We start from the raw sequence: 26,063 nt of genomic DNA, 5'->3' as shown, positions 1-26,063 counted from the left end.
AATTTAGTCCTATCTTTACAGCTTGGGCAAGATGCCGATTGTGCGCAGGTACGCAATCGAAGCAGCGTATTGTTGGTCTTCGTACAAACTAATCTGCTCTTCGCTGGCGCCGCGCTCCCACGGCGTGCGCCAATCGTCATCGCGCAAGCGCATCGTTTGGGCAAAGAGGCGCAAGACTGGCAACACCTCGCGCACGTCGCAGGGTGGGTAGCCTTGCCACCAGTCATCGTCGAGGATGCGCACGTGGCGGGCACTGTGACTGACCAGCTCGATCTGGCAGGCGACGTCAGGGGCGTGTTTTTCAATTTGGCCCAACAACCGGCGAATGTCAAGATCGCCTTCGCCAAGGGCGCAGCGCACGAGCCGCCAGCCTTGAGTTGTTGGGTAGGTTTCATAATCCGCCAAATGGACATTGCGGATCAGCGGGCCAAGTCGCTCGACGGCGGCGTAGGGTGTTTCACCGACCACTAGCGTGTTGACGGCATCAAAACAGACCCCGATGTACGGGCTGTCAATCGCGGCGCAGATCGCGGCCAGATCGGCGCTGGTGGCATCTTGGTGGTTCTCGACCGCCAATACGATATTGTGTTCGGCAGCCAGCTCGATGACCGCGCGCAGCCGTTCAGTCACATCGGCCAGATAGGCTGGCCAATTGTCAGTGAATGGACGGCGGTAGCCTTCAAGTACCGGACTGATCAAGACACGCAGTACGCGCGCACCTACCATTGTCGCTGCCGGGATGTGGGTGCGGAGGAGATCTACATTCGCGATCTCGCTATCAGCGACCGGTGTCAAACCGCACAGATTCAGCCGTTCGCGCAGCGCATGTAGCCGATCAGGCGATAGGTCAGGCAACAGGCTGAGCGGAAATTCAATGCTCTGCAAACCAGCACGCGTAGCCAGCGTCACAATATCTTCAACGTCGAGCGGATGGCTGACAGCGCGCGCGGTGCCGCGGCCAATCAGGCCGCAGCGATAACTAAAACTTAAAACGGATAGACCGATCAACACGCCCAAACCTCAGTGCAATCTGGTAGACCTTTATTATACTACAATTGCGACTAGCCGGTCGCCTGTTGAGTTGTACTAGCAGGGGAGCGTTGTTCGGCAATCGAAGCAATAGCAATCCCGCCGAGCAAGAGGACAATTCCGCCAAATTGCAATGGGGCTAGCGTTTCGCCGAAGAGGATGAAGGCAAGTAGGGTTGAACCGATCGGTTCACCTAGAATTGCTACGGCAACATACGTGGCTGATAAGCTGCTGAGCGCGTAGTTAAAGGCGGTATGACCGAGCAGTTGCGGGCCGATGGCCAAGCCGAGGATTAAGAGGTAGACATACGGCGGGAAGCCGAAGAATTGCTGGCCAGTGACGATGGCCCAGATGACCAACACCACCGCCGCGCTAGTGTAAACCAGCCAGATGTACGCCAGTACCGACAGCCGTCGGCGCAGATCGCGCCCGATCAGCAAGTAGGCGCTGGCTGTAGCTGCGCCAGTCAACGCTAGCGTATTGCCGAGCAGCGGGTTGCTCTGGGTCGGGTTGGCGCTGTCGCTCACGCTGATCGCAATCGTTCCGATCAGAGTCAGGGCAATGCCGAGCAGCGTTGTCCAATGCAACCGTTCACGGAAGAGGAACAGTGAAGCAATCCCCACCCAGAGCGGATTGGTTGACACCAGCGCGGCGCTGCTCGCTACCGAGGTGTATTCGAGCGAGCTAATCCAACTGGCAAAGTGAACTGCCAAAAACACGCCCGCTCCCATGCCGAACAGCACATCGCGCTGGCGCAGACGGCGAATCTCGCCGCTGGCCCGGCTGAGGGCCAGCGGGGTTACGATCAGCGCCGCCAGTCCTAGCCGTCCGGCGGCAATGCTAAGCGAGGGCATGCCAGCGCCCTGCGCGTAGCGGATCATAATTGACGCTGTGGAAGCGATCAAGACACCGGCGAAGAGTACGGTGTACAGCCACAAACGATTCTGGTTCATGCAGTTACTTTCGTCCAGCGTACCAGCGGCGCGGCCACCCACGTAGGCGGGGGCGTCTGGTACAGTTGGGTGGCATCGCTGGCCACCAGATCGAGTATCTCTCCGTGGAGGGGGCCGCGTAAAAAGCGGAAGACCTGCCCAGCGTCGCGGGCATCGCTCTTGGCACTCACGCAGTGTTGGTTGTAACCCCAGTAGTCACCGGCGGCAAGCAAGCGGATGCCCTCCTCGATCGTGCGGCGGGCTAATGCCAACCCGCCGGTCTCTGGGGCCAGTGCTTGTTCGGGTGGATCACCATAGCCGATGCCGTGGTGGAAGGGATCGGCGGTCGAGACGATCACTGCATCGCGGGCCAGTTCGACTAGCTCGTCAATGCCGGGCAGCAGCTCGGGGTGACCGCCGGCCAAATACGGATACCGCTCGATGACCTGTGGCCCGCGAATCCCGCGCCGGCGGGTTTCTAGCTCCCAGAAGAAGCGGAAGCTGTAGAGGGCGTGGTCAAGCTGCCATTCGGTGCCGCGGTCGAGACCCGGCCCCTGAATGCCCCAATACCGTTCGGCGGCAGGCGATCCGCCGGCGGCAACCCGTTGGCGGGCCTGCTCCATCTCGTCGTTCCAAGCATGCAAGACGCTGATCACCAGCACCCGATTGGCCCCGCTATCGAGGCAGGCATGCACTGCGGCGGCGATCTGGTGGCCGCAATCAGCTACCCCAGCGTGCGGAAAGACAATCACGCCGCCAGCAGCCAAGGTGGGCGCGAGATCCCACTGACGGGCCCGATCGAGCAACTCGTAGCCGCCTCGCTCGCCGAGCGCCTCGTGTTCAGCGCGGTAGAGATCGTGAATGGCTTTGTTAAGTTCGTCGCGGCGCATCGCTCACCCAAACTGCTCAACGAAGCGTTGGTCGCCGCTATAGAACCAGCGAATATCATCAATGCCGTACTTGAGCATCGCTACCCGTTCAGGGCCGAAGCCGCCGGCAAAGCCGCTGAATTTCGCCGGATCGTAACCACCGTTGCGCAGTACATTCGGATGCACCATCCCGCAACCGCCGATCTCAAGCCAACCGGCGTACTTGCAAATCCGGCAGCCCTTGCCGCCGCACAAGAAGCAGGTTACATCCATCTCGGCGCTCGGTTCGGTAAAGGGAAAGAAGCTGGGGCGCAGCCGCACTTGCGTGCCCGGCCCGAACATCCGCTCGGCAAAGAAGCTCAGCGTGCCTTTGAGATCGGCCATCGTCACGTTGCGCCCGACGGCCAAAAACTCAAACTGGTGGAACATCATCTCGCTACGCACCGTCACCTGCTCGTTGCGGTAGACTTTGCCCGGAATCAGCACCCGCAGCGGATTGGGCGCATTGCGCCGCATGGCGTGGATTTGGCCGGGCGAGGTGTGGGTGCGCAAGAGCACCGATGGCGCGCCTGCCGGCATTTCGACATAAAACGTGTCTTGCATGTCGCGGGCCGGATGGTCATCGGGGAAGTTGAGCAGGCTGAAGTTGAACGCATCGTATTCAACTTCAGGACTTTCCCAAACCTGAAAACCCATCTCGGCGAAGATCTGCTGCACCTGCCGCAAGATCTGGTTGGTGAGATGGATATAACCGACCGCAGGCTGGCGTCCGGGCATAGTGACATCGATCCGGTCAGCGGTCAGCTCGGCGGCGATTGCCTGCGCTTCGAGCCGTTCTTTCGCGGTAGCGAACGCGGTTTCAAGCTGTTCGCGCAACGCATTCACCCGCTGGCCAGCCAATGGCCGTTCTTCGACAGGCAACGCGCCGAGGCCGCGGCTGAGGCGCGAGAGGCGGCCTTGTTTGCCGATAAAGCGGCTCTTCCATTCGGCGAGGGCAGCTAAGTCGGTGACTGACTCGAGGGCGCTGAGGGCTTCTTGTTCGAGCGCAGCCAATTCATCGAGCAGTGTAGTCATGCGGCACCATCTTGTTCCAGAGACGCGATCATTGTTGCTATTATACATTGTTGCGCGCCGAGGAAAGGCAGGCATTGGCGTTGCGTTGGCGCAAGGCTTCAAACAGGATAATACTGCCAGCGACGCCGGCATTGAGCGATTCGATCGGGCCGGCCATGGGAATGGTGATGGTCTGGCGGGCGAGTGCGCGGGCAGCGGCGCTGAGGCCGCGCGCTTCGTTGCCAATGATCAGTGCCGCCGGTTGGCGCCAATCAACCGCATAGTACGGTTGGCTGCCGGCGCTATCGGCGGCGTACACTGGATCATTGCCAAGTTCCGCTGCAATCTCTTCCCATCCCGACAGGCGGAGCGGTACGATAAAATGCGCTCCCATAGCGGCACGGGCTACCTTAGGGCTAAACGGATCAGCGGTGCCGGGAGCGCAGATGACAAGGCCCGCGCCGGCTGCCGCTGCCGATCGCAGCAAGGTGCCGACGTTGCCGGGGTCTTGGATCTCGTCGAGCACGAGCCGGATACCGGGACGGGGCGGCAATTCTGGCCATGCGACGGCGGCAATCACGCCTTGCGGGTGTTCGGTATCGGCGGCGGCAGCCACAACGGCGGGAGTGGCAGGGAAACAACGAGGCATTGTTTGCAGGCGGGCGAGTAACGCTGCGCCAGCGGCAGTGGCTGCCAGTTGCTCAGGCGCATAGAGGGCAAGGCGCAGTTCGGCTCCGGCGGCGAAAGCGTCTGCCACAAGTCGCACACCTTCGATGACGAAACTGCGCTCGCGCCGCCGATCGCGGGCCGAGGCGGCTAGTGCGCGCAGCCATTTGACGTGTTGGTTAGCGGTGCTGGTAATTACCATGGGTTAGCACATAAATGCGAACATACCAAAAGGCTATAGTTTATTATACGCTGAAGCGGATAGTGAACGAGAAGGCGCGAAGCAAGCTAAGGCGCAAAGGAGGCAAACGCCAAGGTACGAATCACGCGAAGCACGCAAAGGATGTAAGTGTAAAGGCGCCGAGCCCGCGAAGAGGCGCAGGGGATGGGAGGATCCTTTGTGTTCTCAGCACCCTCTACGGTAAAAAATATACCCCCGCTCCCCCTGACGGCGGGAGCGGGGGCGGCGGGGCGAGGGGCATCAGCCTGCGTAGAGGGCTTCGTAGCCGTAGCCTGACCCTTCAGGGCCGGGTTCCCTGCGCAGCGGTAAGCGGTTATTCTCGATTAGATTAGATGTTCTGCTTATCCCTAGAGCCTGTTATGCACTTCGGAGATAAACGTGGGATGCGTTCAGCCTGACACACCAAGCCTATCCACGCGATGTGAGCCTTCATCGCTCTCTACCTGACCTTCATGACTGAAGACGCCCCGCAGCGCGACCACTCGCTACGTGAGGTTGTGAATGGATGGCGTTGGAGCGTCCACACGGGCGTAGCGACGTTGCATTGCAACGTCGCTCCAACGCGCATGCTGCCCACCGATCTGCCGCCGTGGCTCACCGTCTCCCAGTAGAGACGGTGCATTGCACCGTCTCTACTCAGCGTACCGCACTCGTCCATGAATGGCGCGCGTTCGCCGGAGTGCATGTGCTGGCCAGTGCGATCCTCATACGGAAGCGGTTTATTCCCGTTACGGTCGAACGTACATAACAGGCTCTAAAAAGGAAGCGGCAAGAGGGGCGTCATCTCCCAAGGTGGCACGCACTAACGGGTAGGGAATGGGGAGAATGGCCCCTGCCTCAGCCCTCCTCCGAAGGGGGAGGGAGAAACTCCGCCTCTGGCGAGGGAAGGTTGAGAGGGGCTAAAGGGGTATTGACCGATGAGCGAAACGACAGACAAGCAGGTAGCAAGCATAGAGCCTACTACCTGCCAAATTATCAAACCCTAAGCGCCTTGGCGCAATTACGCCGTTGCAGCCGCCTGCGCCTGCGCCACAATGCGGGCAAAGGCCTGCGGATCGCGGACAGCCAGATCAGCCAGCATCTTGCGGTCAATCACAATATTCGCCTGCTTGAGGCCATTGATAAGGCGGCTGTATGTCGTGCCGTTGAGGCGAGCAGCCGCGTTAATACGCATAATCCACAGCCGGCGGAAATCACGCTTGCGACGGCGGCGATCACGGTACGCATCGGCGAGCGCATGCATCACCGCTTCATGAGCAACCTTATAGTGGCGGCTACGCGCGCCGCGATAGCCCTTCGCCTGCTTTAACAGCTTCTTGTGGCGCTTGCGCACCATTGTGCCACGCTTAACACGAGCCATAGTTATTCTCCTTTTGGCGGATCGGTCAGGGGGTGGCAAACCGAACCCTGAACTTCATCCGCACTATACCTTAAATTACCGGTAACGTCACAGGCCAGCAAAAGCCCTGCGTGCAGCGCAGGGCCACCGTTCGCGACAGGTATGAGTGACCCGCCGCTTGCTTGCTTACTCTAGACCGTAAGGCAGCGCGACTTGCAACAGGCGGCGATTAGCCGGCGAGGTAGGCTGATCTTTGCCCCACGCGCGCTGTGATCGACTCGGACGGTTGCGCTTGTTGCCGCGAATCCCTCTCTGCTGCAAAAACTTGCCAGACGCAGTCACCTTAAAGCGCTTTTTCGCGCCCTTATGCGTCTTCATTTTTATCTTTGGCATTGAACTACTCCTTGTGCCCGATCGAGTCGGCAAACACCGACTAGTTCCGTATCACTTAGCGCCGTCGCCGGCGTTCCTGCTCGTCATCGTAATCTTCGTCTTCGTCGTCATCGTAGTCTTCGTCCTCGTCGATGAGATCATCGTCTTCGTCAATCTCATCCTCATCGACGAGGTCTTCTTCTTCGTTCGCCGGCGTAGCCACAGGAGCGGCCGGCGCTTGGGCTGACTGGTCGTTCGCAGCAGCTTGGCGCTGAGCGGCAGCCTTTTGCGCCTGCTGGGCCGCTTTCAGCACCTTCGCTGTTGGCGCCAACAACATCGAAAGGACGCGCCCTTCCATCAGCGGCTTTTGCTCAATGACGGCAATATCGCTCAGTTGCTCAGCAATCTCATCGAGCATCTTGCGCCCGATTTCCGGGTGGGCCATTTCGCGACCGCGGAAGCGCAAGTTAAACTTCACCTTATCGCCAGCCAGCAAAAAGCGCCTTGCCTGATTCGCCTTGACGGCGACATCGTGATCGTCGGTTTTCGGCATCAGCCGGATCTGCTTCAATTCTGACTGCTTCTGATTGCGGCGTGCTTCCCGCTCTTTCTTGCTCTGCTCGTAGCGGAATTTGCCATAATCGAGCAGGCGGCATACCGGCGGAACCGCATTGGGCGCGACTTCGACTAGATCGTACCCCCGCTCTTCGGCCATAGCTAGCGCCTCGCGTAAGGGGACGATGCCGACTTGGGTGCCGTTTTCATCGATCAGGCGCACTTCACGGGCGCGAATGCGATTATTGATGCGAAACCGGTCTCTGATAGCGCAACTCCTTCGTCTTTCGAGCGGTGACGACTGCCTGCCGGAAGCGGGTTGCTGGGATGAGCGTCACCGTTAAGGCGAACCTTTTTATGCAGACGACAATAAGATATCGACGTGAACCTCTGCTCACATCAAGCCTGCATTATACCAGTCTGTGTAGGGATCGTCAAACGAATAGCCCCTTAAAAGCGTCTTTCTTTCATTTCCATAATAGCAAATGAGCTGGCCTGATTGCGCCGCCTTCCGTTCTATGCTATCATGGATCTAACAATTTGCATGCCGGGGGAGCTTGGGAGAACCGAGCTGAGAGGGCACCTTTGGCTATTGCCACCGGTGCCGACCCTCTGAACCTGATCTGGGTTATGCCAGCGGAGGGAAGGGCAGTGCGCAGTCCGACGCACGGTCTGCGTATATTGTAAACTCACCGTCCTGCCGCGGCAGGGCGGTTTTTTTGTCCCTGCGCGACGCTCATCCGTTTGCTGGCGCAAGGAGGCAACGATGACTTTGAACGAACAGATCGCAGAGTTGCGGGAACGGGTGCGCCAGCAGCGCCCCCTGATTCACCACATCACCAATTTCGTAGTGATGAACGACACGGCTAATGTGACACTCCATATCGGCGGGTTGCCGGTGATGGCGCACGACCGTGAAGAGGTGGCCGAGATGGTGGCAATGGCCGGTGCGTTGGTGCTAAATGTGGGGACGTTGTCGCCTGATTGGATCGAAGCCATGCTGATCGCCGGCAAGCGGGCGAACGAGCTGGGTATCCCGATCGTGCTCGATCCGGTTGGCGCCGGGGCAACCTCGCTGCGCACGGCGAGCAATCGCCGCTTGCTTGAGGAATTGCGGGTCGCGGTGGTGCGCGGCAATTCAGGTGAAATCGGCGCGCTGGCCGGCATGGGTGGCGTGGTGAAAGGGGTTGAGGCGGTAGTTGAGGCCGATGATCCGGTGGCGGCGGCGCAGGCGCTGGCGCAACAGTATCAGACGGTGGTAGCGGTCACTGGGAAGCGCGATATTGTTACCGATGGCAGCCGGGTGTTGGCGATCGATAACGGTCACGAGTGGCTGAAGACGCTGACCGGCACTGGTTGTTCAGCGACGACCGTAATCGCGGCCTTTACGGCGGTCGAACGCGATTATGTGCTGGCTGCCGCAGCTGGCTTGGCCTGTTTTGGGCTGGCGGCTGAGCTGGCCGCCCCGCAAGCGCATGGCCCAGCCAGTTTCAAGGTGGCCTTCTACGATGCGATATACCACCTGTCGGCAGAACAGATTCGCGCTGGTGTGCGAGTGACCAGCTTGAGCGATGACCAGAGCATCGCAGTGGCGCGGTAGGGGGTGGCTGGGCGCATCGCACGATGGCGCATGCGGCAGGTTGATTGCCGCCTGTCATCCGGTGTGTTATGGAGTGCGGCAGGGTGACTGCCGTACTCCAAACAGCTCGCACTCATTGCATGATGGTGTGCGGCAGGTTGATTGCCGCCTGTTATACCGAATGTCTCATCTATGCAAACAAAAACTCACATTGACTGGAGCCTCTACGTCGTCACCGATGCTGGCTTGTCGCGGGGCCGGTCGCATCTGGCGGTGATCGAAGCGGCCATTGCTGGCGGTGCGACGGTGGTGCAGTATCGCGAAAAGGCGGCTGCTACCCGCCAGATGATTGCCGAAGCGCAGGCCTTGCGCGAACTGACCCGACGCGCCGGCGTGCCGTTGATCGTCAATGACCGGCTCGATGTGGCTTTGGCGATTGATGCCGATGGTGTGCATGTCGGCCAAAACGATATGCCGGCGGCGTTGGCCCGCCGCTTGATCGGCCCAGACAAGATCTTGGGAGTCTCGACAGCTAATCTGGCCGAAGCAATGCAGGCAGTGCAAGACGGCGCTGATTATCTGGGGGTGGGGCCGGTGTTGGCCACCCCAACCAAACCCGACGCTGCACCGCCGATCGGGATGGATGGCCTACGTGAGATTTGTCGGCACGTGCCGATACCGGTCGTCGCGATTGGCGGGATCAATGCGACGAATGCTGCCGATGCTATCGCCGCCGGCGCGCAAGGCATCGCCGTCGTGTCGGCGGTGGTCGCTGCCGAGGATGTAGCTACGGCGGCGCGACAGTTGCGCGCGCTTGTCGCTGCCGCTCGCGCCAATGCGCATAGAAAGGAGTAACTATGGCGCTGCCACGCTGTTTGACGATTGCCGGCTCTGATTCGGGTGGCGGAGCTGGTATTCAGGCCGATCTCAAGACCTTTGCTGCGCTAGGGGTGTATGGCATGAGTGCCCTCACCGCAGTGACGGCGCAGAATACGATCGGTGTGCAAGGTGTGATTGAATTGCCGGCAGCGTTTGTTGGCCAGCAGATCGATTCGGTGGTCAGCGATATTGGCGTAGATGCGGTTAAGACCGGGATGCTGGCTAATGCCGAAATCATCGCCGTGGTTGCTGAGAAAGCGCGCGCCTATCGGTGGCCCGCGCTGGTTATCGATCCGGTGATGGTCGCTAAGAGCGGCGATCCGCTTCTGCACCCAGAGGCACAGACGGCCTTGATCGAGCTGCTCTTGCCGCTGGCGACGATTGTCACTCCCAACTTGCCTGAAGCGCGTGCCTTGACCGGCATGGCGATCGAGGCAGTTGCTGAGATGGAGCAGGCGGCGCAAGTGATCTATCGTATGGGGCCGCGCTGGGTGTTGGTCAAGGGTGGCCATTTACAAGGCGATAGCATTGATGTGCTCTATGATGGGGTGCAGTACCGCTATTTCACCTCACCCCGGATCGAAACCCGCCACACGCATGGCACTGGTTGTACGTTTGCATCGGCAATTGCGGCTGGCTTGGCGAAAGGGCTTGCCGTACCCGATGCCGTTCAAGCGGCTAAGGAATATATTACCTTGGCCTTGCGCCATGCGCCGGGTTTGGGCCATGGTCACGGGCCGGTGCATCATTTTGCTGCGTGGTATGAGCAAACGTCGTTATAGCTGGTGATAAGGGTAATTCTGCCGAGGCGGCCACACTGGCTGTCTCGGCTCTTTTAGTTGACCAGTATGGTACCCTTACCACGGATGAAAGCCAACAAGTATTTGAAGAGTAAGAACAATACCTATGCGTGTGTAGAATAAAGTCATGGTCGTGAGCGGCGGCGGTAGCGGGATTGGGCGAGCTTTGATGTTGCATTTACTGGCGAAAGGGGTGCGTTTAGCGGCAGTTGATCTGAATCCGGCGTCGTTGCGCGCGACGATGCAATTGGTGCGCAGGCCAGCCGGCTTTCAACCCACGAGCTGAACCTTACCGATCGCGCCGCCATATCTGCTTTGCCGGCGCAAGTCGTGGCTGCCCACGGCGCAGTCGATGGTCTGATCAACAACGCCGGCATCGTTCAGCCATTTGTGCGCGTGCCTGATCTTGATGAGGCGACGATTGAACGGATCATGAATGTCAATTTCTACGGCACCGTATGGATGACTAAAGCCTTTTTGCTCCACCTGCTAGCCCGGCCCGCAGCGCATATTGTGCATGTTTCGAGTATGGGCGTCTTTTGCCGGTGAGGGGACAAACCATCTACGGCGCAGCCAAAGCAGCGGTGAAGCTCTTTACTGAAGGACTGTATTCTGAACTACTGGCAACCAAAGTGCGGGTGACCGTCGTCTTTCCCGGCGCCGTCAGTACCAACATTACGGCGAATTCAGGCGTGAGCAGTTTGCCGCGCACCGATAAACAACCCGCCATCACGCCATTGCCTGTCGAGCGGGCAGCGCAGATCATCGTCGAGGGTATGGAGCGCAATCGGTTTCGAGGGCTGGTCGGCAATGATGCGACAATGATGGATCGACTCGACCGGCTCAATCCGCAGTTTGCTGGGCGCCTGCTCTTTCGCCAAATGAAGAGCTTGCTGGCGCAATAGCAGTGGTGCTAACGACGCCGCTGCTCACACCTCGCTGTCAACCGGATGCTCAGTTTGCTTGTTAAGCAGTGGGTGCCCCATCACAAACAGTCGCCGCAATGTGCGGCCTGCTGTCGGTGAATGCTGCTCGAACTGGTGGAGGAGTTGGTAGATCGTTTCACAAAGGTGGTGAAATTCTTCATCGGTAGCCCAAAAGGTATGATCACGCGCCGCAATGGATTCGAGATTGGGTTGGCCGTATTCGATCAGATAGCGGGCGAGATCTTGCGCAACAATTGCGCCATAGATGCTGATATGATCGGCTAGTTTCTGAATGCCTTCTGGCTGTTTGACAATGTCTGGATCAATGCGTCCATCAATGGCAGCGAAGAAACGCTCTTCAATCCCGTTGACATGCCGGGTGGCGGCAACTTTGATAACTCCGGCGTCGAGCATCTTGTGAATGTGGCGGTAGAGCGATGGGCGTGGCACATCGGGCAGTAAACGGCTCAGTTGGTTAATCGAATAGGGGCCACTGTACAAGGTTTGGAAGATGCGCATCCGTACTGGATGGTTAATAACATCGAATTTGTGCAGAATCATCGTCGACTCCTAACGCCATCAAATCTGAGATCGTTTGTTGATTATACCACTTCTTTCGGCGCAGGTAGCAATCGGTGATGACGAGGGTTGTTCTAGACGAGGCGAGCATCGTCTCGACCGCGTGGATCAATTACTTGCTCACCCAAGCGCTATCTTTTCGTGTGTTATCAACATGACATGCGGAAATCATTTACCAGAAAGAATACGACCCTTCCCGGCTATACCTTCGCATAGCCGGGAGGCAATAGTGAGATTGTTGCGGAACCGTGGAGGCGCCGGTGGCAAGCGTGTCTAACTGCGGATAATCATCGGCAGAAATGCTCGTGGGGTGAGCGGCGCGCTGCTACTAGCGAAGGGGGTGTCGGTCGACCAATGTTGCGCCGCGCCGCCGGTGCGCGGTTGCAATACGCCGGGACTTTGGTTGCCCGGCGTGCTATCGCCGATTGCTGTGCCGCTGCCTTCATCAAAGCGGTAAAGGGCCACCGTGTTAGCGTCGACGGGGTGCGGTGCCGTGGGTCGGGCAAAATCGCCAGTATAACGCACGATATTCGATATCCGCACGTCATCGAGCAGGCCGTTGTAATAGCGACTGCCCGGATAGTCATGCTTTTCGGCGCCAAATACGAGGTAGGGGTCACTGTTGGGGTACGAGGTTGGGCGATTGAGCCGATAATCAATCCGTCCGCTCGGCCCGTTTATCTGTGCGTCGAGCTGGCCGTCGACAAACAGCCGCACCTGCCCGCTATTGGCCCGGGTGACGGCAATGTGATGCCATACACCGTCGGTGACAGTGCGATTGCCCTTCAGTAATCGATCGTCGTTGCCGACACTAAAACCAACAACTAATTTACCGTCGCAAATGGCAATGCCATAATCACCGTAATCACCGTTGCCAAAGATGTCGCGGTCGATAATGATATTGCCGTAATACCATCCCTCGCAAGCCGGTGCCATATTATCGGCGGCATTGGCTTTCATCCAAAACTCTAGCGTCAGATCGCGGTCAACATTCACCGGGCGCGAACTGATACCGCTGCTGTTGATCGTTACGAGCGGGATCTTGATCCGGTCGAGATCATTGGTGCTGCTGCCGAAAAACCGAATGGAGGAGCCGCCGGCTGTGCTTGGCGTTGCGGTGGCGGACGTTGTGGCGAGAGAGCTAGGTACGGTTTGCACAAGGCTGCTAGTGGTAGTTAGGTCTGGGGTGATCGTGTCTGCCGGCCCTTGGGCAAGCGTAGGTGATGGGATCGCGTTGCTTGCACTACAACCAATGAGGACGCCAATCAGAATTACGATGCCTATTAGCCGATACGAGTGCATGTTCCCCCCTTAATGGTATGGTGTGGAATGGTCTGGACAAGGCAGTGCCGAGCCTAGCCTCCCCGCAGCATCTCCGCTCAGCGCGAATGAGGTTGGGCAAAGCAGTATCGCGCTGGATAGAGATAGCGTTGCGTTCATCGGGTGGTATAGAAGTGACATACCACATCGCGAGTGCATGATCAATAGCCGGAAGGTACCGGTTGCGCTGTTGCGTGCGGGTGGGCGAGCATGATCTGTGCTGCGCGCCGGCCCAATTCGACGGCGTAGTTGGTGCCGCGATCCCACGGGTAGACTTGGCTCATGCTGGCCCAGTAAAGGCCGGGCAGGGGGGTGGCAATTGGCGGGATGTTGCGACTGTGATTGACCGGCACAATCGGTTGGGCGTAGGTTTCACGGTGCAGCCAGTAAGCACGCACCCATTCGCGGCGGAAGGCGGGGTTGATCTGGCATAGCGCCGGCAAGAAGCGTTCGAGCAACGCTGCTGGCGTAAGCTGGAAATACTCGTGGTCAGGATCGAGATAGTCACCGCAGTAGATCAGGCGGTCGCCGCCGTAATATTCCGGTTCAATGAAGTTGGTGTGCTCAACCAGCGCCAAAAACGGGAATTCGTCTTTAGGCAGGTTGAGCCAATAGATGCCGTTGGTGAGCGGTTGGCGTAGAGCGATGGTCATTACCACTGCCCCCATCGAGCGCAACTGGCGCAGCTGGCCGAGGTAGCTGGCCGGCAGATGGGGCGCCAGTCGCGCCAGCAACCCCGGCGCGCCGGTAACGAGCAGCGCATCGTAATCGGTGGGAGGGTGATCGCCGGCAATCACTTGCCAACCCTTGTCAGTCTGTGTCACAGCCCTCACCGGCGTTTGCAGCCATACGCGCACTCCGCGCTGCGTGCAGGCAGCGCACAACCCATTCGCGAATGCCTGAAAGCCGCCTTGGAAATATCCCAGCTTGAAGCTGCGCGCGCGCAGCCGTGCCCACAGCCACGCCATATTGACCTCATCGGCGTGGGGGCCGAATTTGCCTTCGAGCAGTGGGTGCCAAATCACCCGCGCCACATTGTGCCCCGAATAGCGCTCAGTCCATGCGGTGGCCGTCACCTGTTCGAGCCGTTGCCAATTGCTGGTGATGAACTTGAGGTAGAAAGCGCTCATACCAAAGCGTAACCGGTCGAGGAAGGGCAAGCCGGGGAAGCGCAACACGGGCAGCACGCCATCGAGCGCATACCCGCGCCCGCGCCACCACTGCGCTGTCACCGGCGCGCGGAAAAAGAGCCGGTCACGCATTCCAATCTGGTTGGCTAGGTCGATAATCGCGTGATCGGTGGTGAAGATGTGATGGTAAAACCGTTCGAGCGGCCATTGCCACGCCGGATCGCGAAACCCGCTGGCCAAGCCGCCTACCTGCTCACCGGCTTCATAGACTGTCACCGTATGGCTGTGCCCGGCGAGGTCATACGCGGCGCTCAGACCGGCAATGCCGGCGCCAACGATCGCAATCTTCATGGCAACACCTTCTGGGGGACGGAAGCATCTTCGGTGGTGAGCGTCGTAGCCTGTTCGCGCAAAGCCGCCGCCCGATCCATATCGCGCCACGTGAGGCTTTGGCGCAGCATATACCACGCGCCGAGCAACGTCACCGGCAACCACAGCGCCACGTGCAGCACTAGCGTATAGCCAGCGGCCAGTGCATGGGCCACGCCAAACTGGGTCAAGATCGCGATGCCGGGTGCGTCGAAGGTGCCAATATACCCCGGTGTGGAAGGGATCGTTGTGAACAGATTCACTACTGCCGTCATCAGCATCAAGACCAGAAACGACACTTCAAACGGAAAAGCATGCATCACGAACCAATATTTGAGCGTTTCACCGAGCCAGATCAAGGTTGAGGTCAGCAGAATAACCAGCATTTCGCGCGGGCTGCGCAGCGATTGCAACCCCATAATAAACCGGTCAAAGAGACCGTGGATGCGCGAGCGGAGGAATGGCGGCGCAAACCGGTCAACGGCGAGGGTATACAGTTGGCTCATGCGTTGCGGTCGGGCAGCTAAAGCGACAAATGCGACCAGCGCCACAATGAATAAGGCGCTGAACCCTATCACGAGGGTGCGAAAGGCAGTGGGCAGCGGCGCAAAGGGCAGCGTGATCGCCACAAAGAGCAGCATCACCAAACCGTCAAACAACCGCTCAAGCACCACTGTCGCCAACGAGGCGCTCATCGCGATGCCGCAGTTGTGGCGTAGCACGTAGCTGCGCAATACTTCACCGGCCCGCGCCGGATAAACATTGTTACCCATGTAGCCAATCACGACAATAGGGAAGAGCGTGCGCAACGGTACCGGCGTGATATGGTTGAGCATCGACTGCCAGCGCCACGCGCGCACCCAGACGGTAGCAAAATAGACGGCGACTCCCGGAAGCAGCCACCAATAATTCGCCTCGCGCAGCGCCTCCCAGAAATGGGCTAGATCGAGGCCATAGAGGGCAATCCCAAGGAAGATCGCACTAATAATCAGCCCAAGCCATAATTTCCAATACCGCACAAAGATACCCTTATCAATATCAATGCTGTACGGGTATAGCGCTGCTGTGCCCTCAGGCTAAGCACAGCACCGCGCTGCCCTTCTCTGCATCTTACCCTTGCACTCTCAGCCTGTCAAAGCGGGAGCACGAGCAAGGCAAAAGGAAGGGGAACAAACGAGTCAACCCGCACGCCGCCGTCATCACTCTGTGCAATCAGGCCGGTAGAAGAGCCGCCGTCAAGGTTAACGGCAATCTCGATGTCAAGGTCAGCTCCGGCTAGAAAGTGCGACCATTCAGCGAGGCTAAACGTTGCGCCGGGGGCGACGATCAAGAGCACATTCCCGACCCGATCGAGGGCAATCGCACTGCGACGGGCGCGTTGGCCGTTATCGTGAGTATAAGCGGCTTTGTTGCCCGGACGCACCAGCAGTGGCCAACCCTGAATGGCCTGCGCAAAAGACGTGCCGTCGTAGGGTTGGTCAGCAAGAGACCAGAGATGGGGTACGCCGGCGTCATCAATCGCAAACATGCCGCCCTGATCGATGTAACTCTGACCAATGGCCCGTTGATCGCTGATCAACAGCGCCACCGGTTCGCCGTTCGCATCAAAAAAGCCGCCATTAATTGCGGCGATAGCGCCGTATTGCGCTGCCCAAGCGCTGAGTGTACGCGGCGCCGCAGGATCATAGCCCACCACGAAGCGCACCTTAGCCGGATCGACGCGAATTACTTGCACCGGCACGCCGGGTGTGTCTAAGCGACGCAATTCGATTCCGGCGGCCAGCGGGCGCCAGTCACCGGCAGACGCCGAGGGTGTTGCTGGCCGGGTTGGCATTAGGGTTGGCACGCCAGCCGGCACATTGTTGGGCAAGGAAGCGCCGGCGCAGGCGGTGAAGGCAAAGAGACCGGCGAATAACGCGCACAATAACCGTAGCATTACGCTCTTCCATAACGCGCCACGCCAAGCAATCGTGGCCGTGATCGCTCACCCCAACTGGTGATAGCCCGACCGGTAATACAACAGGGGTCGGCCTCCGAAGACACGCGCATCAACCACCTCACCTACGAAGATGGTGTGGTCGCCGCCGGGCAGGGCGCTGTGCAACCGGCACTCGATTTGGGCCAGCACGCCGTGCAAGAGTGGCAACCCGCGCGGCGAGAGGGTGTAGCTGTGCGGGGCAAATTTCTCGCTGTCGTGCATCGCAAAGCGGCGCGAGAGGTATTCTTGATCTTCGGCCAATATGTTCACCGCGAATTGGCCGGCAGCCGCGATCACATCGTGGCTGGTCGCCGCATGATCGACACAGATCAATACCAGTGGCGGGCGCAGCGATAACGAGGCGAATGAACTCACGGTCAAGCCGGCCAAGCGGCCTTCGTGGGCGGTTGTTACAACGGTCACCCCCGAAGCGAAATGACTCAGGGTTTGGCGAAAGAGTGATTCGTCGATCATGGTCGTCCTGCATTGCGGCGGGCCGCGATCGCGGCGTGAATCTCGGCGCCAACGGCATGTTCGGCGCGGGCTTCATCGTCGAGCAAGAGCAGTTGCGGTACCGTCGGCGATGGCCCGCCTTCACGGTTAATCGCAACCATACTGAAATAGCCGGTTGTGCAGAGGCGGCGATCGCCAATCAGGGGATGCTCAGCAAAGAGATGCACTCGCACAACCATCGAGCTGCGCCCGACATAGATCACCCGCGAAAAGGCTTCAACAATCTCGCCTTGCCCGATCGGGGTACGAAAATCGATCCGCTCGGTTGAGGCAGTAACAACCGGCAATCGGCAGAAACGTAAGGCAGCGATGGCAGCGGCTTTATCCATTAACGCCATGACATCGCCGCCGAACATAGTACCGTAACCGTTAGTTTGGTGTGGCAGGATGATTTCGGCCATTCGTTCTTCGGCAGCCGGTTTGGCCGGACGGTTTTGAATCATGATGTCGTCCATAGTCACCTGAACAGTAGGCAGATAACGGCGCTCATCTGAGCGCCGTCGTTGGCGATAGAAGCAACGCGAAACTGGTGTGATGATGCAAATCCGTTAGCCCGATATGCTTATGCGTCTTGGCGTTACTGTACTGCTATCCGCCCCACCCCTTCGAGAGCTGAGTCTCTTCGCCGGGTTTGCGTTTGGGCAGGCGATAAATGAAGCGGACAATCTGGTCGGCGGCGACGAACATAATGATCAGGGCTTGGACAATCTTGATCACATCGATCGACAGGCTAGCCCGCACCTGCATCAAGCGCGCGCCGGTGAGTAAGCCGCCCCACAGCAATCCCGAAAAGATGATCCCGACCGGATTCGCGCGGGCAAGCAGGGCGACGGCAATCGCGTCGAAGCCAAGACCGGAAAAGAAATCGGCGCTGAGCGAGCCACGCACTCCGCTCACTTCAATCGCACCGGCCACTCCAGCCAACCCGCCGGCAAACGCCATTGCCAGCACGATCGTGCGCGGCACGCTGATCCCGGCGTAGCGAGCGGCGTTGGGGTTGGTGCCGGCAGTGCGCATCTCGAAGCCGAGGGTCGTGCGGTAGAGCAGCCATGCGATCACGAAGACCAGCACGATTGCCAGTGGAATGCCGAGGTGCAGGATGGTTGAGCTACCCACCTGAAAGCCGGGCAAGCGGGCTGTTTCGGCGATCAGCCGCGATCGGGCGCCGGTCGTATCGGCAGGATCGCCGAGGATGTACGGCGTCTTACTGCGGATTAGCCAGTCGGTCATGCGCAATGCGATATAGTTGAGCATGATCGTATTAATCACCTCGTGGGCGCCGGTGCGTGCCTTGAGAAAGCCGGCAATCGCTGCCCATGCCGCGCCTCCGAGCGCGCCGGCGATTAGCGTAGCCGGGATGTGAAAGATAGCGGGCATTTGTAACGTAGTGCCAATCACGACCGCTGCGACAGCACCGGCGTACAGTTGCCCTTCCGCGCCGATGTTGAACAACCCGGCCTTAAAGGCGAGCGCTACCGCTAAGCCGCAGATGATAAACGGCGTTGAGCGCACCACAGTGTCGGCGATCGCACGTGGCGAACCAAAAGCGCCTTCCCATAAGCCGATATACGCTGCTTGCCAATCGGCGCCGGTAATGCCAATGATGAATGCGCCAACGACCAGTGCGCTAAAAACGGCTAGTATTGGCACGAGGATGCCCGACCAGCGTTCCCATACTTGGCGGAGCGCCGAGGGGTGAACCCCCGCTTCAGTGGCTGCTTGCGCCATGCTCTTCTCCCTTATCGCTTGAATGTGATCGATATCTGATATATTAAATAGGCTATGAGTAGATCCCCTCTTTTGCCAAAGGTATCTTTAGTTTTTCTGATAGAACTTCCTGCGTTTATCAAGACTATGTTCAGCGCATCGCTCCCGCCCTTGCAGGGGATGGCGTCGTCTCGCTGCACTCGCCTCGCAATGACATAGAACAGGGGTGTGCTTTGATGCCAGTATGTCATTGCGAGGGCGCGGAGCACCCGCAGTAATCTCCTACTCTAGCGGAAGCCGAGCCGCTCAAGGCATCGCTCGCGCCCTTGCAGGGGATGGCGTCGTCTCGCTGCGCTCGGTTCGCGATGACAGGACGGGGAGCAGGGTATTCAGCTATCTTCTGCGCAAATGTAGGCTGTACCCTCCTGTGCTTACCCCTCGATGCGGCTCGCCAGCGCATGCATTAAGCTTCCACCGGCACTGCGCGATCGATCTTCGCGCCGGCCATCAAGAGACCCAACTCTTCCCGCGAGAGTTCGCCGTTCTTGACCGTGGCCACAATCTGGCCGTGGTACATGACAGCAATCCGGTCAGCGAGCGATAAAATTTCATCAAGCTCGGCTGAGACCAGCAACACGGCCACACCCTCGTCACGCTTTTTCACAATCTGGTTGTGAATGAACTCGATCGAACCGACATCGATGCCACGGGTTGGTTGCGAGGCAATCAATAGTTTGAGCGGGCGGGTAAATTCGCGGGCGACGATCAGCTTCTGTTGGTTACCGCCGCTCAGCGAACTGGCCGGCACGTGAATGCTCGGCGTGCGCACATCAAACTCGGTCACCAAGCGGGTGCAATGCTCGTTGATCGCCTGCTCGTCGCGCACGATCCCGCGGGCGAACGGCGGCAAGTAGTACAATTCCAGCACCGAATTATCGGTGAGCGGATACGATGTCACCAACCCGTCACGCTGGCGGTCTTCGGGAATGTGGGCCACCCCTAATTCGCTAATCTGGCGCGGGGTCGCATTGCTGACATCAACGCCGGCGATCCGCACTATGCCGGCCTCGCTAGGGCGCAGGCCGGTCAGCGCCGCAACCAGCTCGGTCTGGCCGTTACCTTGCACACCGGCGATGCCGAGAATCTCGCCGGCGCGCACCTCAAGATCAACGCCTTTGACGGCCAGCAGCCGGCGATCGTCACGCACTTGCAAGCCCCGCACTTCAAGCACCGGTGCGCCGGGGCGGGCCGGTTGCTTCTCAACTTTCAAAATAACCTCGCGCCCGACCATCATTGCTGCTAGACTGGCTTCAGTTGCCTGATCGGGTGTTGTTTCACCCACCACCTTGCCGCTCCGCAGCACAATGATCCGGTCGGCTACCTCTAAGACTTCGCGCAGCTTATGGGTAATAAAGATGATCGAGGTGCCTTGCATGGTCAGCGTGCGCATCACCCGCACCAGATCGTCAGCCTCTTGCGGGGTCAGCACTGCGGTCGGCTCATCGAGGATCAGAATATCGGCGTTGCGGTAGAGGGCCTTGATAATTTCAACCCGCTGCTGCGCGCCGACGTCAAGATCGGCCACGAGCGCGTTGGGGTCAACCGGCAGGCCGTACTGCTCGGAAATGGCGCGGATGCGTTCGGCAGCCTGTTTGCGGTTGAGGAAGGGGCCGTTGGTCACTTCGTTACCGAGAATGATATTCTCGGTCACGGTCATCACCGGCACGAGCTGGAAATGCTGGTGAACCATGCCGATGCCGCGCGCAATCGACTCGTGCGGATTGCTGATGCGAATGGGTTCGCCCTTGACGAAGATCTCACCTTCGTCTTGATGATACAACCCGTAAAGGATATTCATCAGGGTGGATTTGCCAGCACCGTTCTCGCCGAGCAGCGCCAACACTTCACCCTTATGCAGTTTCAGCGATACATTGTCATTAGCGACAACACCGGGAAAGCGTTTAGTGATACCGCGGGCTTCCAGCACAACCGGGCGGTCTGAGCCATTCTGCGTCACAGGCAACCTCATTGGATACGTATTGCGCAAAATAGACGGGCATTGCAATCGACTGGCGCTGCCGGAGATATAAGGTATTGTAGCATATTCTGACCGTTTCGCCGGCAACTGCCTATACTCCCAGCTCGGTGCGCAACTGGTGCAGGGATGATTCGATAGTGGCGCGCAAGGCTGCTCGTTCGGCAGGCGGCAAGAAGGTCGCTTGGGCAGCGGTGCGGGTGATGGCGCAGAAATCGGTAGCGGTAAACCCAAGGTGATGCGCGGTGCGGCGAAACTCCTCGGTGATAGTGGTCTCGAAGAAGGTGGGGTCATCGGAATTGATCGTCACCGGCACACCGGCATCGTAGAGTTGGCGCAGGGGGTGGTCTGGCCATGCGGCGATGGCTTTGGTGCGAATATTGCTGCTCGGGCAGATATCGAGCACAATCCCGCGCATAGCGAGAGCGGCCAACAGTGCCGGATCATCAATGCTGCGAATCCCGTGACCGATCCGGCTCACTTCCAACACATCAATCGCGCCCCAGACGCTGGCTGGGCCGACCACCTCGCCGGCGTGAGCCATCACACCAAGACCGGCGGCACGGGCAGCGGCGAATAGTTCAATAAACTCTTCGGGGGGGTGGCCAATCTCGTTACCGCCGATCGACCAGCCAACCACACCAAGCGAACGGCAGGCGATAGCGGTTTCGAGGATGGGCCATGCAGCAGCGGCGCCGTATTGGCGACCATAATCGAGCACAAGCCCCACTCGTGGCCCGCCATGCTGGGCAGCGCGAGCAAAGCCGGCGGCAGCTCCGGCCAGCGCCTCGTGCAAATCAACCCCGCGCCGCACGTGCTGCATCGGCGAAAGCATGACTTCGGCGTAGACAACGTGCTGTGCCGCCAGCTCCATCCCCAGCTCGAACGCGAGCAGCTCAAAATCCTCGCCATGCACGATAGTCGCAGCCAGCGCCATAAATGTGCCCAAAAAAGCGTGAAAATCATCGTAATGAAAGAGGGCGGCCAATTCTTGCTCAGTGCGCACGGGCAGCGGAATACCGTTGCGTTGGCTCAGTTCTAGAAACGTGCGTGGCGCGACCGCACCTTCGAGGTGCAGGTGCAGCTCGATTTTAGGCATACGTTCGATAAAATCCGCGAGCGTCGGCGTGAGCATTGCCTTTCTCCCGCTCGTAGGAACGATGTTGAGTCGTATTGTAGCGGATGTTGCAGGGAATGGGTGCGAGGATACGAGGTCGCTGCGGGTCTCGCGACCACGTTAGCGTGCAGGTGGGGGTGAATCGCGGTGGGATGAACTGGCGACCTGTGTATCCTGCTCTTATATGCCTCTGCGCACCCCACGCCACAGCGAGGGTGCGTAGAGGATTTGGAGCAAACCTTCAGTCGGATAACGCGGGCCGTATCCTCAATTCGTGATCCCGCTGGCGCGCAGCCGCTCGGCGTTGTCGTAGACGATCAGCGCCTCGATGATCTTGTCGAGTTCGCCGTTCAGCACCGCTGGTAGATTCGAGAAGTTTTGGCCGATACGGTGATCGGTAATCCGATCTTGAGGGAAGTTGTAGGTGCGGATCTTTTCGGCCCGTTCGCCGCTGCCGACCTGCGCAAGGCGCGAGGCGCCGATCTCGCGCTGCCGTTTCTCTTGTTCGCGGGCATAGAGGCGCGCGCGCAACACAGTCATCGCCCGTTCGCGGTTTTGGATCTGCGAGCGACCGTCTTGGCAGGTGACGATAATCTCTTCGGGGGTGCCAGACTTGTACACAATACGCACCGCCGAGTCGGTAGTATTGACGCCTTGCCCGCCATGGCCGGCACTGCGGAAGACATCGATGCGCAGGTCTTCCGGCTTGATCTCGATCTCGGCCTCTTCGACTTCGGGCAGCACAGCCACCGTTGCGGTCGAGGTATGAATCCGGCCACGGGCTTCGGTGGCGGGCACGCGCTGCACCCGATGGACGCCGCCCTCGTATTTTAATTTGCTGTACGCGCCTTCGCCGTGGATTTGGAAAATCACTTCCTTGATGCCGCCGATGCCGTTTTCGGTCAGGCTGTCAACTTCCACTTTCCAGCCCTTCGACTCGGCAAAGCGGGTGTACATGCGGAAGAGATCGGCGGCAAAGAGCGCCGCTTCATCACCGCCTTCGCCCTGCCGGATCTCCATAATCACATCTTTCGAGTCGTTGGGATCGCGCGGCAGCAGCAATAGCTTGAGTTGCTCTTCGAGTTCGGCCCGCCGTTTGCGCTGCGTCTCAAGTTCTTCTTGGGCCAACGCGCGCAATTCGGGATCGCTCTCGTCTAGCATTGCCTCGGCTTCATCAATCGCGCGTACCGTCGCCTGATATTCCCGGTACGCAGCGACCACATCTTCCAATTCGCGCTGTTCGCGGGCATACTGCTGCAAGAGCGTGACGTTGGTCGCCACCTCAGGCTGGGCCATCAATTCGGTGAGTTCATCGTAGCGCGCGGCGACGGCAGCCAGTTTATCGAACATAAGACATTATTCCATCTGGATGATATATGTAGTTGCTGATCCGGTGTGCGGTGGCACAATTAGCCCTCGCCACGAATCAGAGTAATCGTTGTTGCTGCGAACGATGGCGGGCTAGCGCACTGTGCTGTGCGCCACCATCTTACCCAAATGCCCTTTCCACAAAGATAGTCGATGGCACAATGCGCAATAGCACATCGCGCATCGTGCCATCAGATATGTTCATTCTACAGGCCAAGCGAAGCAGCTTTGGCTAGCTTCTTGCGGCGGTTGCGCTCGGCGCGGCGGCGCTTCTCTTTGCGCTGCTCGCTCTTCGAGACGAAGTGCATCTTCTCGCGATAGGTCTTGGTGATCCGCTCGGCGACGACACCTTTATTGAAGCGGCGAATCAGTTGCTCAACGGTTTCGCCTTCACGACGTTCAACTCGCATAGCGCTGCTGGATCAGCGGCACGGCAACCGGTATCCGGCATAGAACCGTGGTTTGGCGGGGGGCGACGCCCGGCTCTACGGTCGTATCCGCGATCCTCCCTCATCACCTCCTTCGCAACAGATTTGGTGCGCCCCTGAGCAGCGGCAATGCCGTGATTCCTACACCGAAACAATAGTATACCGGATGGCCGGCGAATACGCAAACACTGAGGATGGCGAGGATGCTCCCACATCTTGGTAAGGTGGTTCCGGTGAGGGGCAGGAAACGCAGAGGTTGGGAACATGGCGTCTTTCTGCGTTCCGCTGCATCGTGACGGCTTCATCTAACCGGATACGATCTCCATTCTATCCCCGGCGGCGCATGATAGCGCCGCCATACGCCGGTAGGATCACGTTTCCGGCGATAGTATCGGCAGTTTGTGTCGCCAATGCGACTTCCCAGTGGCCAGCCGGTAAGGGGATCGCGCCGGCTTGCGGCGCGTTGTTGAGCGCAACCAGCCACGTTACGTCGTTGGCGGTACATGTATAGGCTACCTGACGGTTCTGGTCATCGATGTGGGTAAAGACGCGCTCGCCACGCCAGATAGCGGTCGTTGCTCGTCGCAGTGCGCCCAATTGACGGTAAAACTGCAACAGGTCGCGATCCTGATCGGCTCCCCATAGCATCGGCAAGCGTGACTCTTCGGGATGGCCGCTGCCGTCGGCATGGCGCACGTCGAGTCGTTGGCTCAGCCCAACTTCGGTGCCGTAATAGAGCACCGGCGGGTGCGGCAGCGTGTATTGGCAGAGGGCAGCCAGCCGCAACCGGCGGGTATCGCCGCGCGCGACCCATAAAAAACGATTCATATCGTGATTATCGAGGAAGCTGGGCAACACAAAACCGGGCGGAAAGTAGGAAAGGTGCCGGTTGAGAAAGATGGCGAACGTACTGGCGCTAATCTCATCAAAGGCGAAAAAGCGCCGGATGGCTTGCAAGAGCAGAAAGTCGAGACAACCGTCGAGCCGGCCAACATACGACCGCAATACCTCGGCAGTGTCAACCGCTTCGCCCAACAGCACGCAGTCGGTTTTGATGGCTCGCATCGCTGCGCGAAAGGCTGTCCAGAAATCGTGGGAAGGGCCGATCGTGTAGTCGAGCCGGTAGCCGTCAACCCCCTGTGCGAGCCAGTAGCGCGCTGCGTCGATCATAAATTGGCGTGCCGGCGGATAATCAAGGTCAAGCTGCGGGAGTTCGGCGACGCCAAAGAATGAAATATACTGGTCTGGATACCGCGTAAAGATGAACCAATCCCGTTCCGGGCCGGTTGGATCGGTAATGGCGCGCTTGAAGATCGGGTGCTGGCTTGAGAAGTGATTAGCGGTGTAGTCAAAGATGACTCGCATCCCGCGTTCGTGGGCGGCGGCGATCAGGGTCTGCACATCGGCCAATGTCCCCAGTCGCGGTTCGACGCTGTAGTAATCGGTGGCATTGTACCCGTGGTGCGACGGCGAGGGGAAGAGCGGCGAGAGCCAAATGGCGGTCGTGCCTAAGCTAGCAATGTAATCAAGATTAGCGGTAACGCCGGCCAGTGTACCGCCGTAGATGCCCATCGGCGTAGGCGGATTGGCAAATTGGCGATTGGGGCCGGGATGGAACCGGTCAATAAAGACGTGATAGATGACGGCTTCATCAAGCCATGCCGGGGCGCCTTCATCGCCAACTCGGTAGGCGCAGGTGCGCGGGCGACGGAGGAAGGTCAAATTGAATTCGGCTCCCATTTCACGCAGGTAATGATCGCCGGGGCCGGGATGACCGAGCACACTGCCATCGCCTTCGGTCGCACCGATCACTTCGCTGTACCAGAGCGATCCCTCGCCTTTGCTCAGCCAAGCCTCGATCCGGTAGCGTACAACGGTGCCGGACGGGTGGGGTGGCAGATCGATTGCCCACTCTTCCATATAGCCCCACAGCAGTGTATCCCAGTGGCTGGCGAGGCGATGCCCATGCACCACGGTGCTCCCCGGCGCGGCTTGGCCGCGGCAGCCGGCTGGTTCGCTACCATCGGTCGTATAGTAGACGCTGACCCGATCGGCGGTGATTAACGGGCCGAGGGTGACGAAGAGCCGCACCGGTTCACCGGCTCGCGGCGCTGCCGGTTCCATACGGTAGCGGTGGGAAATACCGGCCATCTCGGCCCGCACATATCCTAGCCGCCGGCTATCGGTGGCCATCGTGCCAAAAATGAAGTCGGCAGAGACGTGAATCTGTTCCACGGTGAACGATCCTTTGGGGATTACAATGGTGGTTGGAGCCGCAC

General features: G+C 59.1%; 25 protein-coding genes, 1 pseudogene and 1 riboswitch. Of the genes and pseudogenes, 5 read left to right on the top strand and 21 right to left on the bottom strand.

What is annotated here, in order from left to right:
- Positions 1-15 precede the first annotated feature (15 nt).
- From Q1A00_RS08610 to Q1A00_RS08590, 5 genes are read right to left on the bottom strand one after another with little or no spacing between them, the layout of a single operon-like run.
- Positions 16-1,011 (bottom strand): sugar phosphate isomerase/epimerase, encoded by a 996-nt coding sequence (locus Q1A00_RS08610; protein WP_299756258.1) that lies wholly within the window; start codon positions 1,009-1,011, stop codon positions 16-18.
- A 50-nt stretch (positions 1,012-1,061) separates the two neighbouring features.
- Positions 1,062-1,982 carry a DMT family transporter gene (locus tag Q1A00_RS08605; protein WP_298408189.1) on the bottom strand — a complete coding sequence of 307 codons (921 nt, stop codon included), beginning with the start codon at positions 1,980-1,982 and terminating at the stop codon, positions 1,062-1,064.
- The gene (locus tag Q1A00_RS08600) at positions 1,979-2,851 is read right to left on the bottom strand and encodes a hypothetical protein (protein ID WP_299645323.1); all 873 of its coding nucleotides are present in this window, start codon (positions 2,849-2,851) and stop codon (positions 1,979-1,981) included. The genes Q1A00_RS08605 and Q1A00_RS08600 overlap by 4 nt, the downstream gene beginning before the upstream one ends.
- 3 nt (positions 2,852-2,854) lie before the next feature.
- On the bottom strand, positions 2,855-3,904 hold the full coding sequence (gene pheS, locus Q1A00_RS08595; protein ID WP_299756254.1) for a phenylalanine--tRNA ligase subunit alpha: 1,050 nt from the start codon (positions 3,902-3,904) through the stop codon (positions 2,855-2,857).
- Between the two features lie 40 nt (positions 3,905-3,944).
- Positions 3,945-4,751, bottom strand: a complete 807-nt coding sequence (locus Q1A00_RS08590; protein WP_298408181.1) for an RNA methyltransferase — start codon at positions 4,749-4,751, stop codon at positions 3,945-3,947.
- 628 nt (positions 4,752-5,379) lie between these two features.
- Between Q1A00_RS08590 and Q1A00_RS08585 the strand changes: the two genes are divergently transcribed.
- Positions 5,380-5,538, top strand: coding sequence for a hypothetical protein (locus Q1A00_RS08585; protein WP_298404693.1), 159 nt, complete (start codon positions 5,380-5,382; stop codon positions 5,536-5,538).
- Positions 5,539-5,790: 252 nt separating this feature from the next.
- Here Q1A00_RS08585 and rplT read toward each other — a convergent pair whose 3' ends face one another.
- The 3 genes from rplT to infC all read right to left on the bottom strand — a co-directional run bounded on the left by rplT (position 5,791) and on the right by infC (position 7,306).
- Positions 5,791-6,150 carry a 50S ribosomal protein L20 gene (gene rplT / locus Q1A00_RS08580; RefSeq protein WP_298404696.1) on the bottom strand — a complete coding sequence of 120 codons (360 nt, stop codon included), beginning with the start codon at positions 6,148-6,150 and terminating at the stop codon, positions 5,791-5,793.
- Positions 6,151-6,315: 165 nt separating this feature from the next.
- Positions 6,316-6,522: a 50S ribosomal protein L35 gene (locus Q1A00_RS08575; protein ID WP_298404699.1), complete on the bottom strand. Its 207-nt coding sequence runs from the start codon at positions 6,520-6,522 to the stop codon at positions 6,316-6,318.
- Positions 6,523-6,577: 55 nt separating this feature from the next.
- Positions 6,578-7,306 carry a translation initiation factor IF-3 gene (infC, locus tag Q1A00_RS08570; RefSeq protein ID WP_298482409.1) on the bottom strand — a complete coding sequence of 243 codons (729 nt, stop codon included), beginning with the start codon at positions 7,304-7,306 and terminating at the stop codon, positions 6,578-6,580.
- 291 nt (positions 7,307-7,597) lie between these two features.
- A riboswitch (TPP riboswitch) is annotated at positions 7,598-7,718 on the top strand.
- 104 nt (positions 7,719-7,822) lie between these two features.
- Between infC and thiM the strand changes: the two genes are divergently transcribed.
- The 4 genes and pseudogenes from thiM (at position 7,823) to Q1A00_RS18460 (ending at position 11,219) form a co-directional block, all read left to right on the top strand.
- On the top strand, positions 7,823-8,656 hold the full coding sequence (gene thiM, locus Q1A00_RS08565) for a hydroxyethylthiazole kinase (protein WP_298404704.1): 834 nt from the start codon (positions 7,823-7,825) through the stop codon (positions 8,654-8,656).
- Between the two features lie 171 nt (positions 8,657-8,827).
- On the top strand, positions 8,828-9,490 hold the full coding sequence (gene thiE / locus Q1A00_RS08560) for a thiamine phosphate synthase (protein WP_298489995.1): 663 nt from the start codon (positions 8,828-8,830) through the stop codon (positions 9,488-9,490).
- Positions 9,491-9,492: 2 nt separating this feature from the next.
- A complete protein-coding gene (gene thiD / locus Q1A00_RS08555; RefSeq protein WP_298404710.1) occupies positions 9,493-10,296 on the top strand; it encodes a bifunctional hydroxymethylpyrimidine kinase/phosphomethylpyrimidine kinase in 804 nt (267 codons plus the stop codon).
- A 145-nt stretch (positions 10,297-10,441) separates the two neighbouring features.
- Positions 10,442-11,219, top strand: a pseudogene (locus Q1A00_RS18460) (SDR family oxidoreductase).
- Positions 11,220-11,243: 24 nt separating this feature from the next.
- Here Q1A00_RS18460 and Q1A00_RS08535 read toward each other — a convergent pair.
- The 13 genes from Q1A00_RS08535 to Q1A00_RS08475 form a co-directional block, all read right to left on the bottom strand.
- Positions 11,244-11,801 carry a helix-turn-helix domain-containing protein gene (locus Q1A00_RS08535; RefSeq protein WP_298404712.1) on the bottom strand — a complete coding sequence of 186 codons (558 nt, stop codon included), beginning with the start codon at positions 11,799-11,801 and terminating at the stop codon, positions 11,244-11,246.
- A 291-nt stretch (positions 11,802-12,092) separates the two neighbouring features.
- Positions 12,093-13,121, bottom strand: coding sequence for a LamG domain-containing protein (locus tag Q1A00_RS08530; protein WP_298489991.1), 1,029 nt, complete (start codon positions 13,119-13,121; stop codon positions 12,093-12,095).
- Positions 13,122-13,300: 179 nt separating this feature from the next.
- Positions 13,301-14,620 (bottom strand): NAD(P)/FAD-dependent oxidoreductase, encoded by a 1,320-nt coding sequence (locus Q1A00_RS08525; RefSeq protein WP_298404717.1) that lies wholly within the window; start codon positions 14,618-14,620, stop codon positions 13,301-13,303.
- Complete coding sequence (locus tag Q1A00_RS08520) at positions 14,617-15,657, bottom strand: lysylphosphatidylglycerol synthase transmembrane domain-containing protein (RefSeq protein WP_298404720.1); 1,041 nt, start codon at positions 15,655-15,657, stop codon at positions 14,617-14,619. Before Q1A00_RS08520 ends, Q1A00_RS08525 begins: the two co-directional genes overlap by 4 nt.
- Before the next feature lie 113 nt (positions 15,658-15,770).
- The gene (locus Q1A00_RS08515; protein WP_298404723.1) at positions 15,771-16,574 is read right to left on the bottom strand and encodes a phosphodiester glycosidase family protein; all 804 of its coding nucleotides are present in this window, start codon (positions 16,572-16,574) and stop codon (positions 15,771-15,773) included.
- 48 nt (positions 16,575-16,622) lie between these two features.
- Positions 16,623-17,090, bottom strand: a complete 468-nt coding sequence (locus tag Q1A00_RS08510) for a flavin reductase family protein (protein ID WP_298404726.1) — start codon at positions 17,088-17,090, stop codon at positions 16,623-16,625.
- A complete protein-coding gene (locus tag Q1A00_RS08505; RefSeq protein ID WP_298404729.1) occupies positions 17,087-17,584 on the bottom strand; it encodes an acyl-CoA thioesterase in 498 nt (165 codons plus the stop codon). The genes Q1A00_RS08510 and Q1A00_RS08505 overlap by 4 nt, the downstream gene beginning before the upstream one ends.
- Positions 17,585-17,717: 133 nt before the next feature.
- Positions 17,718-18,857, bottom strand: coding sequence for an ABC transporter permease (locus tag Q1A00_RS08500; RefSeq protein ID WP_298404732.1), 1,140 nt, complete (start codon positions 18,855-18,857; stop codon positions 17,718-17,720).
- Between the two features lie 442 nt (positions 18,858-19,299).
- Positions 19,300-20,853: an ABC transporter ATP-binding protein gene (locus Q1A00_RS08495; RefSeq protein WP_298404735.1), complete on the bottom strand. Its 1,554-nt coding sequence runs from the start codon at positions 20,851-20,853 to the stop codon at positions 19,300-19,302.
- Between the two features lie 112 nt (positions 20,854-20,965).
- Positions 20,966-22,006, bottom strand: coding sequence for an adenosine deaminase (add, locus tag Q1A00_RS08490; RefSeq protein WP_298482391.1), 1,041 nt, complete (start codon positions 22,004-22,006; stop codon positions 20,966-20,968).
- Positions 22,007-22,255: 249 nt separating this feature from the next.
- A complete protein-coding gene (prfA, locus tag Q1A00_RS08485) occupies positions 22,256-23,338 on the bottom strand; it encodes a peptide chain release factor 1 (protein WP_298404741.1) in 1,083 nt (360 codons plus the stop codon).
- Positions 23,339-23,562: 224 nt separating this feature from the next.
- The gene (rpsU, locus tag Q1A00_RS08480; protein ID WP_298404743.1) at positions 23,563-23,766 is read right to left on the bottom strand and encodes a 30S ribosomal protein S21; all 204 of its coding nucleotides are present in this window, start codon (positions 23,764-23,766) and stop codon (positions 23,563-23,565) included.
- 345 nt (positions 23,767-24,111) lie between these two features.
- A complete protein-coding gene (locus Q1A00_RS08475) occupies positions 24,112-26,019 on the bottom strand; it encodes an alpha-amylase family glycosyl hydrolase (protein ID WP_298402116.1) in 1,908 nt (635 codons plus the stop codon).
- Positions 26,020-26,063 lie beyond the last annotated feature (44 nt).

Source organism: uncultured Chloroflexus sp. (genome assembly GCF_938091255.1).
In the GTDB taxonomy this organism is placed as follows: Bacteria; Chloroflexota; Chloroflexia; order Chloroflexales; family Chloroflexaceae; genus Chloroflexus.
The sequence above is the reverse complement of the archived record's forward strand: the minus strand, read 5'-3'. Positions and strand labels throughout refer to the sequence as shown.

What these genes read in the sequence shown, in the direction of transcription:
- Q1A00_RS08605 (WP_298408189.1), bottom strand. Translation starts at nt 1,982, where the DNA reads ATGAACCAGAATCGTTTGTGGCTGTACACCGTACTCTTCGCCGGTGTC.
- Q1A00_RS08600 (WP_299645323.1), bottom strand. Translation starts at nt 2,851, where the DNA reads ATGCGCCGCGACGAACTTAACAAAGCCATTCACGATCTCTACCGCGCT.
- pheS (WP_299756254.1), bottom strand. Translation starts at nt 3,904, where the DNA reads ATGACTACACTGCTCGATGAATTGGCTGCGCTCGAACAAGAAGCCCTC.
- Q1A00_RS08590 (WP_298408181.1), bottom strand. Translation starts at nt 4,751, where the DNA reads ATGGTAATTACCAGCACCGCTAACCAACACGTCAAATGGCTGCGCGCA.
- rplT (WP_298404696.1), bottom strand. Translation starts at nt 6,150, where the DNA reads ATGGCTCGTGTTAAGCGTGGCACAATGGTGCGCAAGCGCCACAAGAAG.
- Q1A00_RS08575 (WP_298404699.1), bottom strand. Translation starts at nt 6,522, where the DNA reads ATGCCAAAGATAAAAATGAAGACGCATAAGGGCGCGAAAAAGCGCTTT.
- thiM (WP_298404704.1), top strand. Translation starts at nt 7,823, where the DNA reads ATGACTTTGAACGAACAGATCGCAGAGTTGCGGGAACGGGTGCGCCAG.
- thiE (WP_298489995.1), top strand. Translation starts at nt 8,828, where the DNA reads ATGCAAACAAAAACTCACATTGACTGGAGCCTCTACGTCGTCACCGAT.
- thiD (WP_298404710.1), top strand. Translation starts at nt 9,493, where the DNA reads ATGGCGCTGCCACGCTGTTTGACGATTGCCGGCTCTGATTCGGGTGGC.
- Q1A00_RS08535 (WP_298404712.1), bottom strand. Translation starts at nt 11,801, where the DNA reads ATGATTCTGCACAAATTCGATGTTATTAACCATCCAGTACGGATGCGC.
- Q1A00_RS08530 (WP_298489991.1), bottom strand. Translation starts at nt 13,121, where the DNA reads ATGCACTCGTATCGGCTAATAGGCATCGTAATTCTGATTGGCGTCCTC.
- Q1A00_RS08525 (WP_298404717.1), bottom strand. Translation starts at nt 14,620, where the DNA reads ATGAAGATTGCGATCGTTGGCGCCGGCATTGCCGGTCTGAGCGCCGCG.
- Q1A00_RS08515 (WP_298404723.1), bottom strand. Translation starts at nt 16,574, where the DNA reads ATGCTACGGTTATTGTGCGCGTTATTCGCCGGTCTCTTTGCCTTCACC.
- Q1A00_RS08510 (WP_298404726.1), bottom strand. Translation starts at nt 17,090, where the DNA reads ATGATCGACGAATCACTCTTTCGCCAAACCCTGAGTCATTTCGCTTCG.
- Q1A00_RS08505 (WP_298404729.1), bottom strand. Translation starts at nt 17,584, where the DNA reads ATGGACGACATCATGATTCAAAACCGTCCGGCCAAACCGGCTGCCGAA.
- Q1A00_RS08500 (WP_298404732.1), bottom strand. Translation starts at nt 18,857, where the DNA reads ATGGCGCAAGCAGCCACTGAAGCGGGGGTTCACCCCTCGGCGCTCCGC.
- add (WP_298482391.1), bottom strand. Translation starts at nt 22,006, where the DNA reads ATGCTCACGCCGACGCTCGCGGATTTTATCGAACGTATGCCTAAAATC.
- prfA (WP_298404741.1), bottom strand. Translation starts at nt 23,338, where the DNA reads ATGTTCGATAAACTGGCTGCCGTCGCCGCGCGCTACGATGAACTCACC.
- rpsU (WP_298404743.1), bottom strand. Translation starts at nt 23,766, where the DNA reads ATGCGAGTTGAACGTCGTGAAGGCGAAACCGTTGAGCAACTGATTCGC.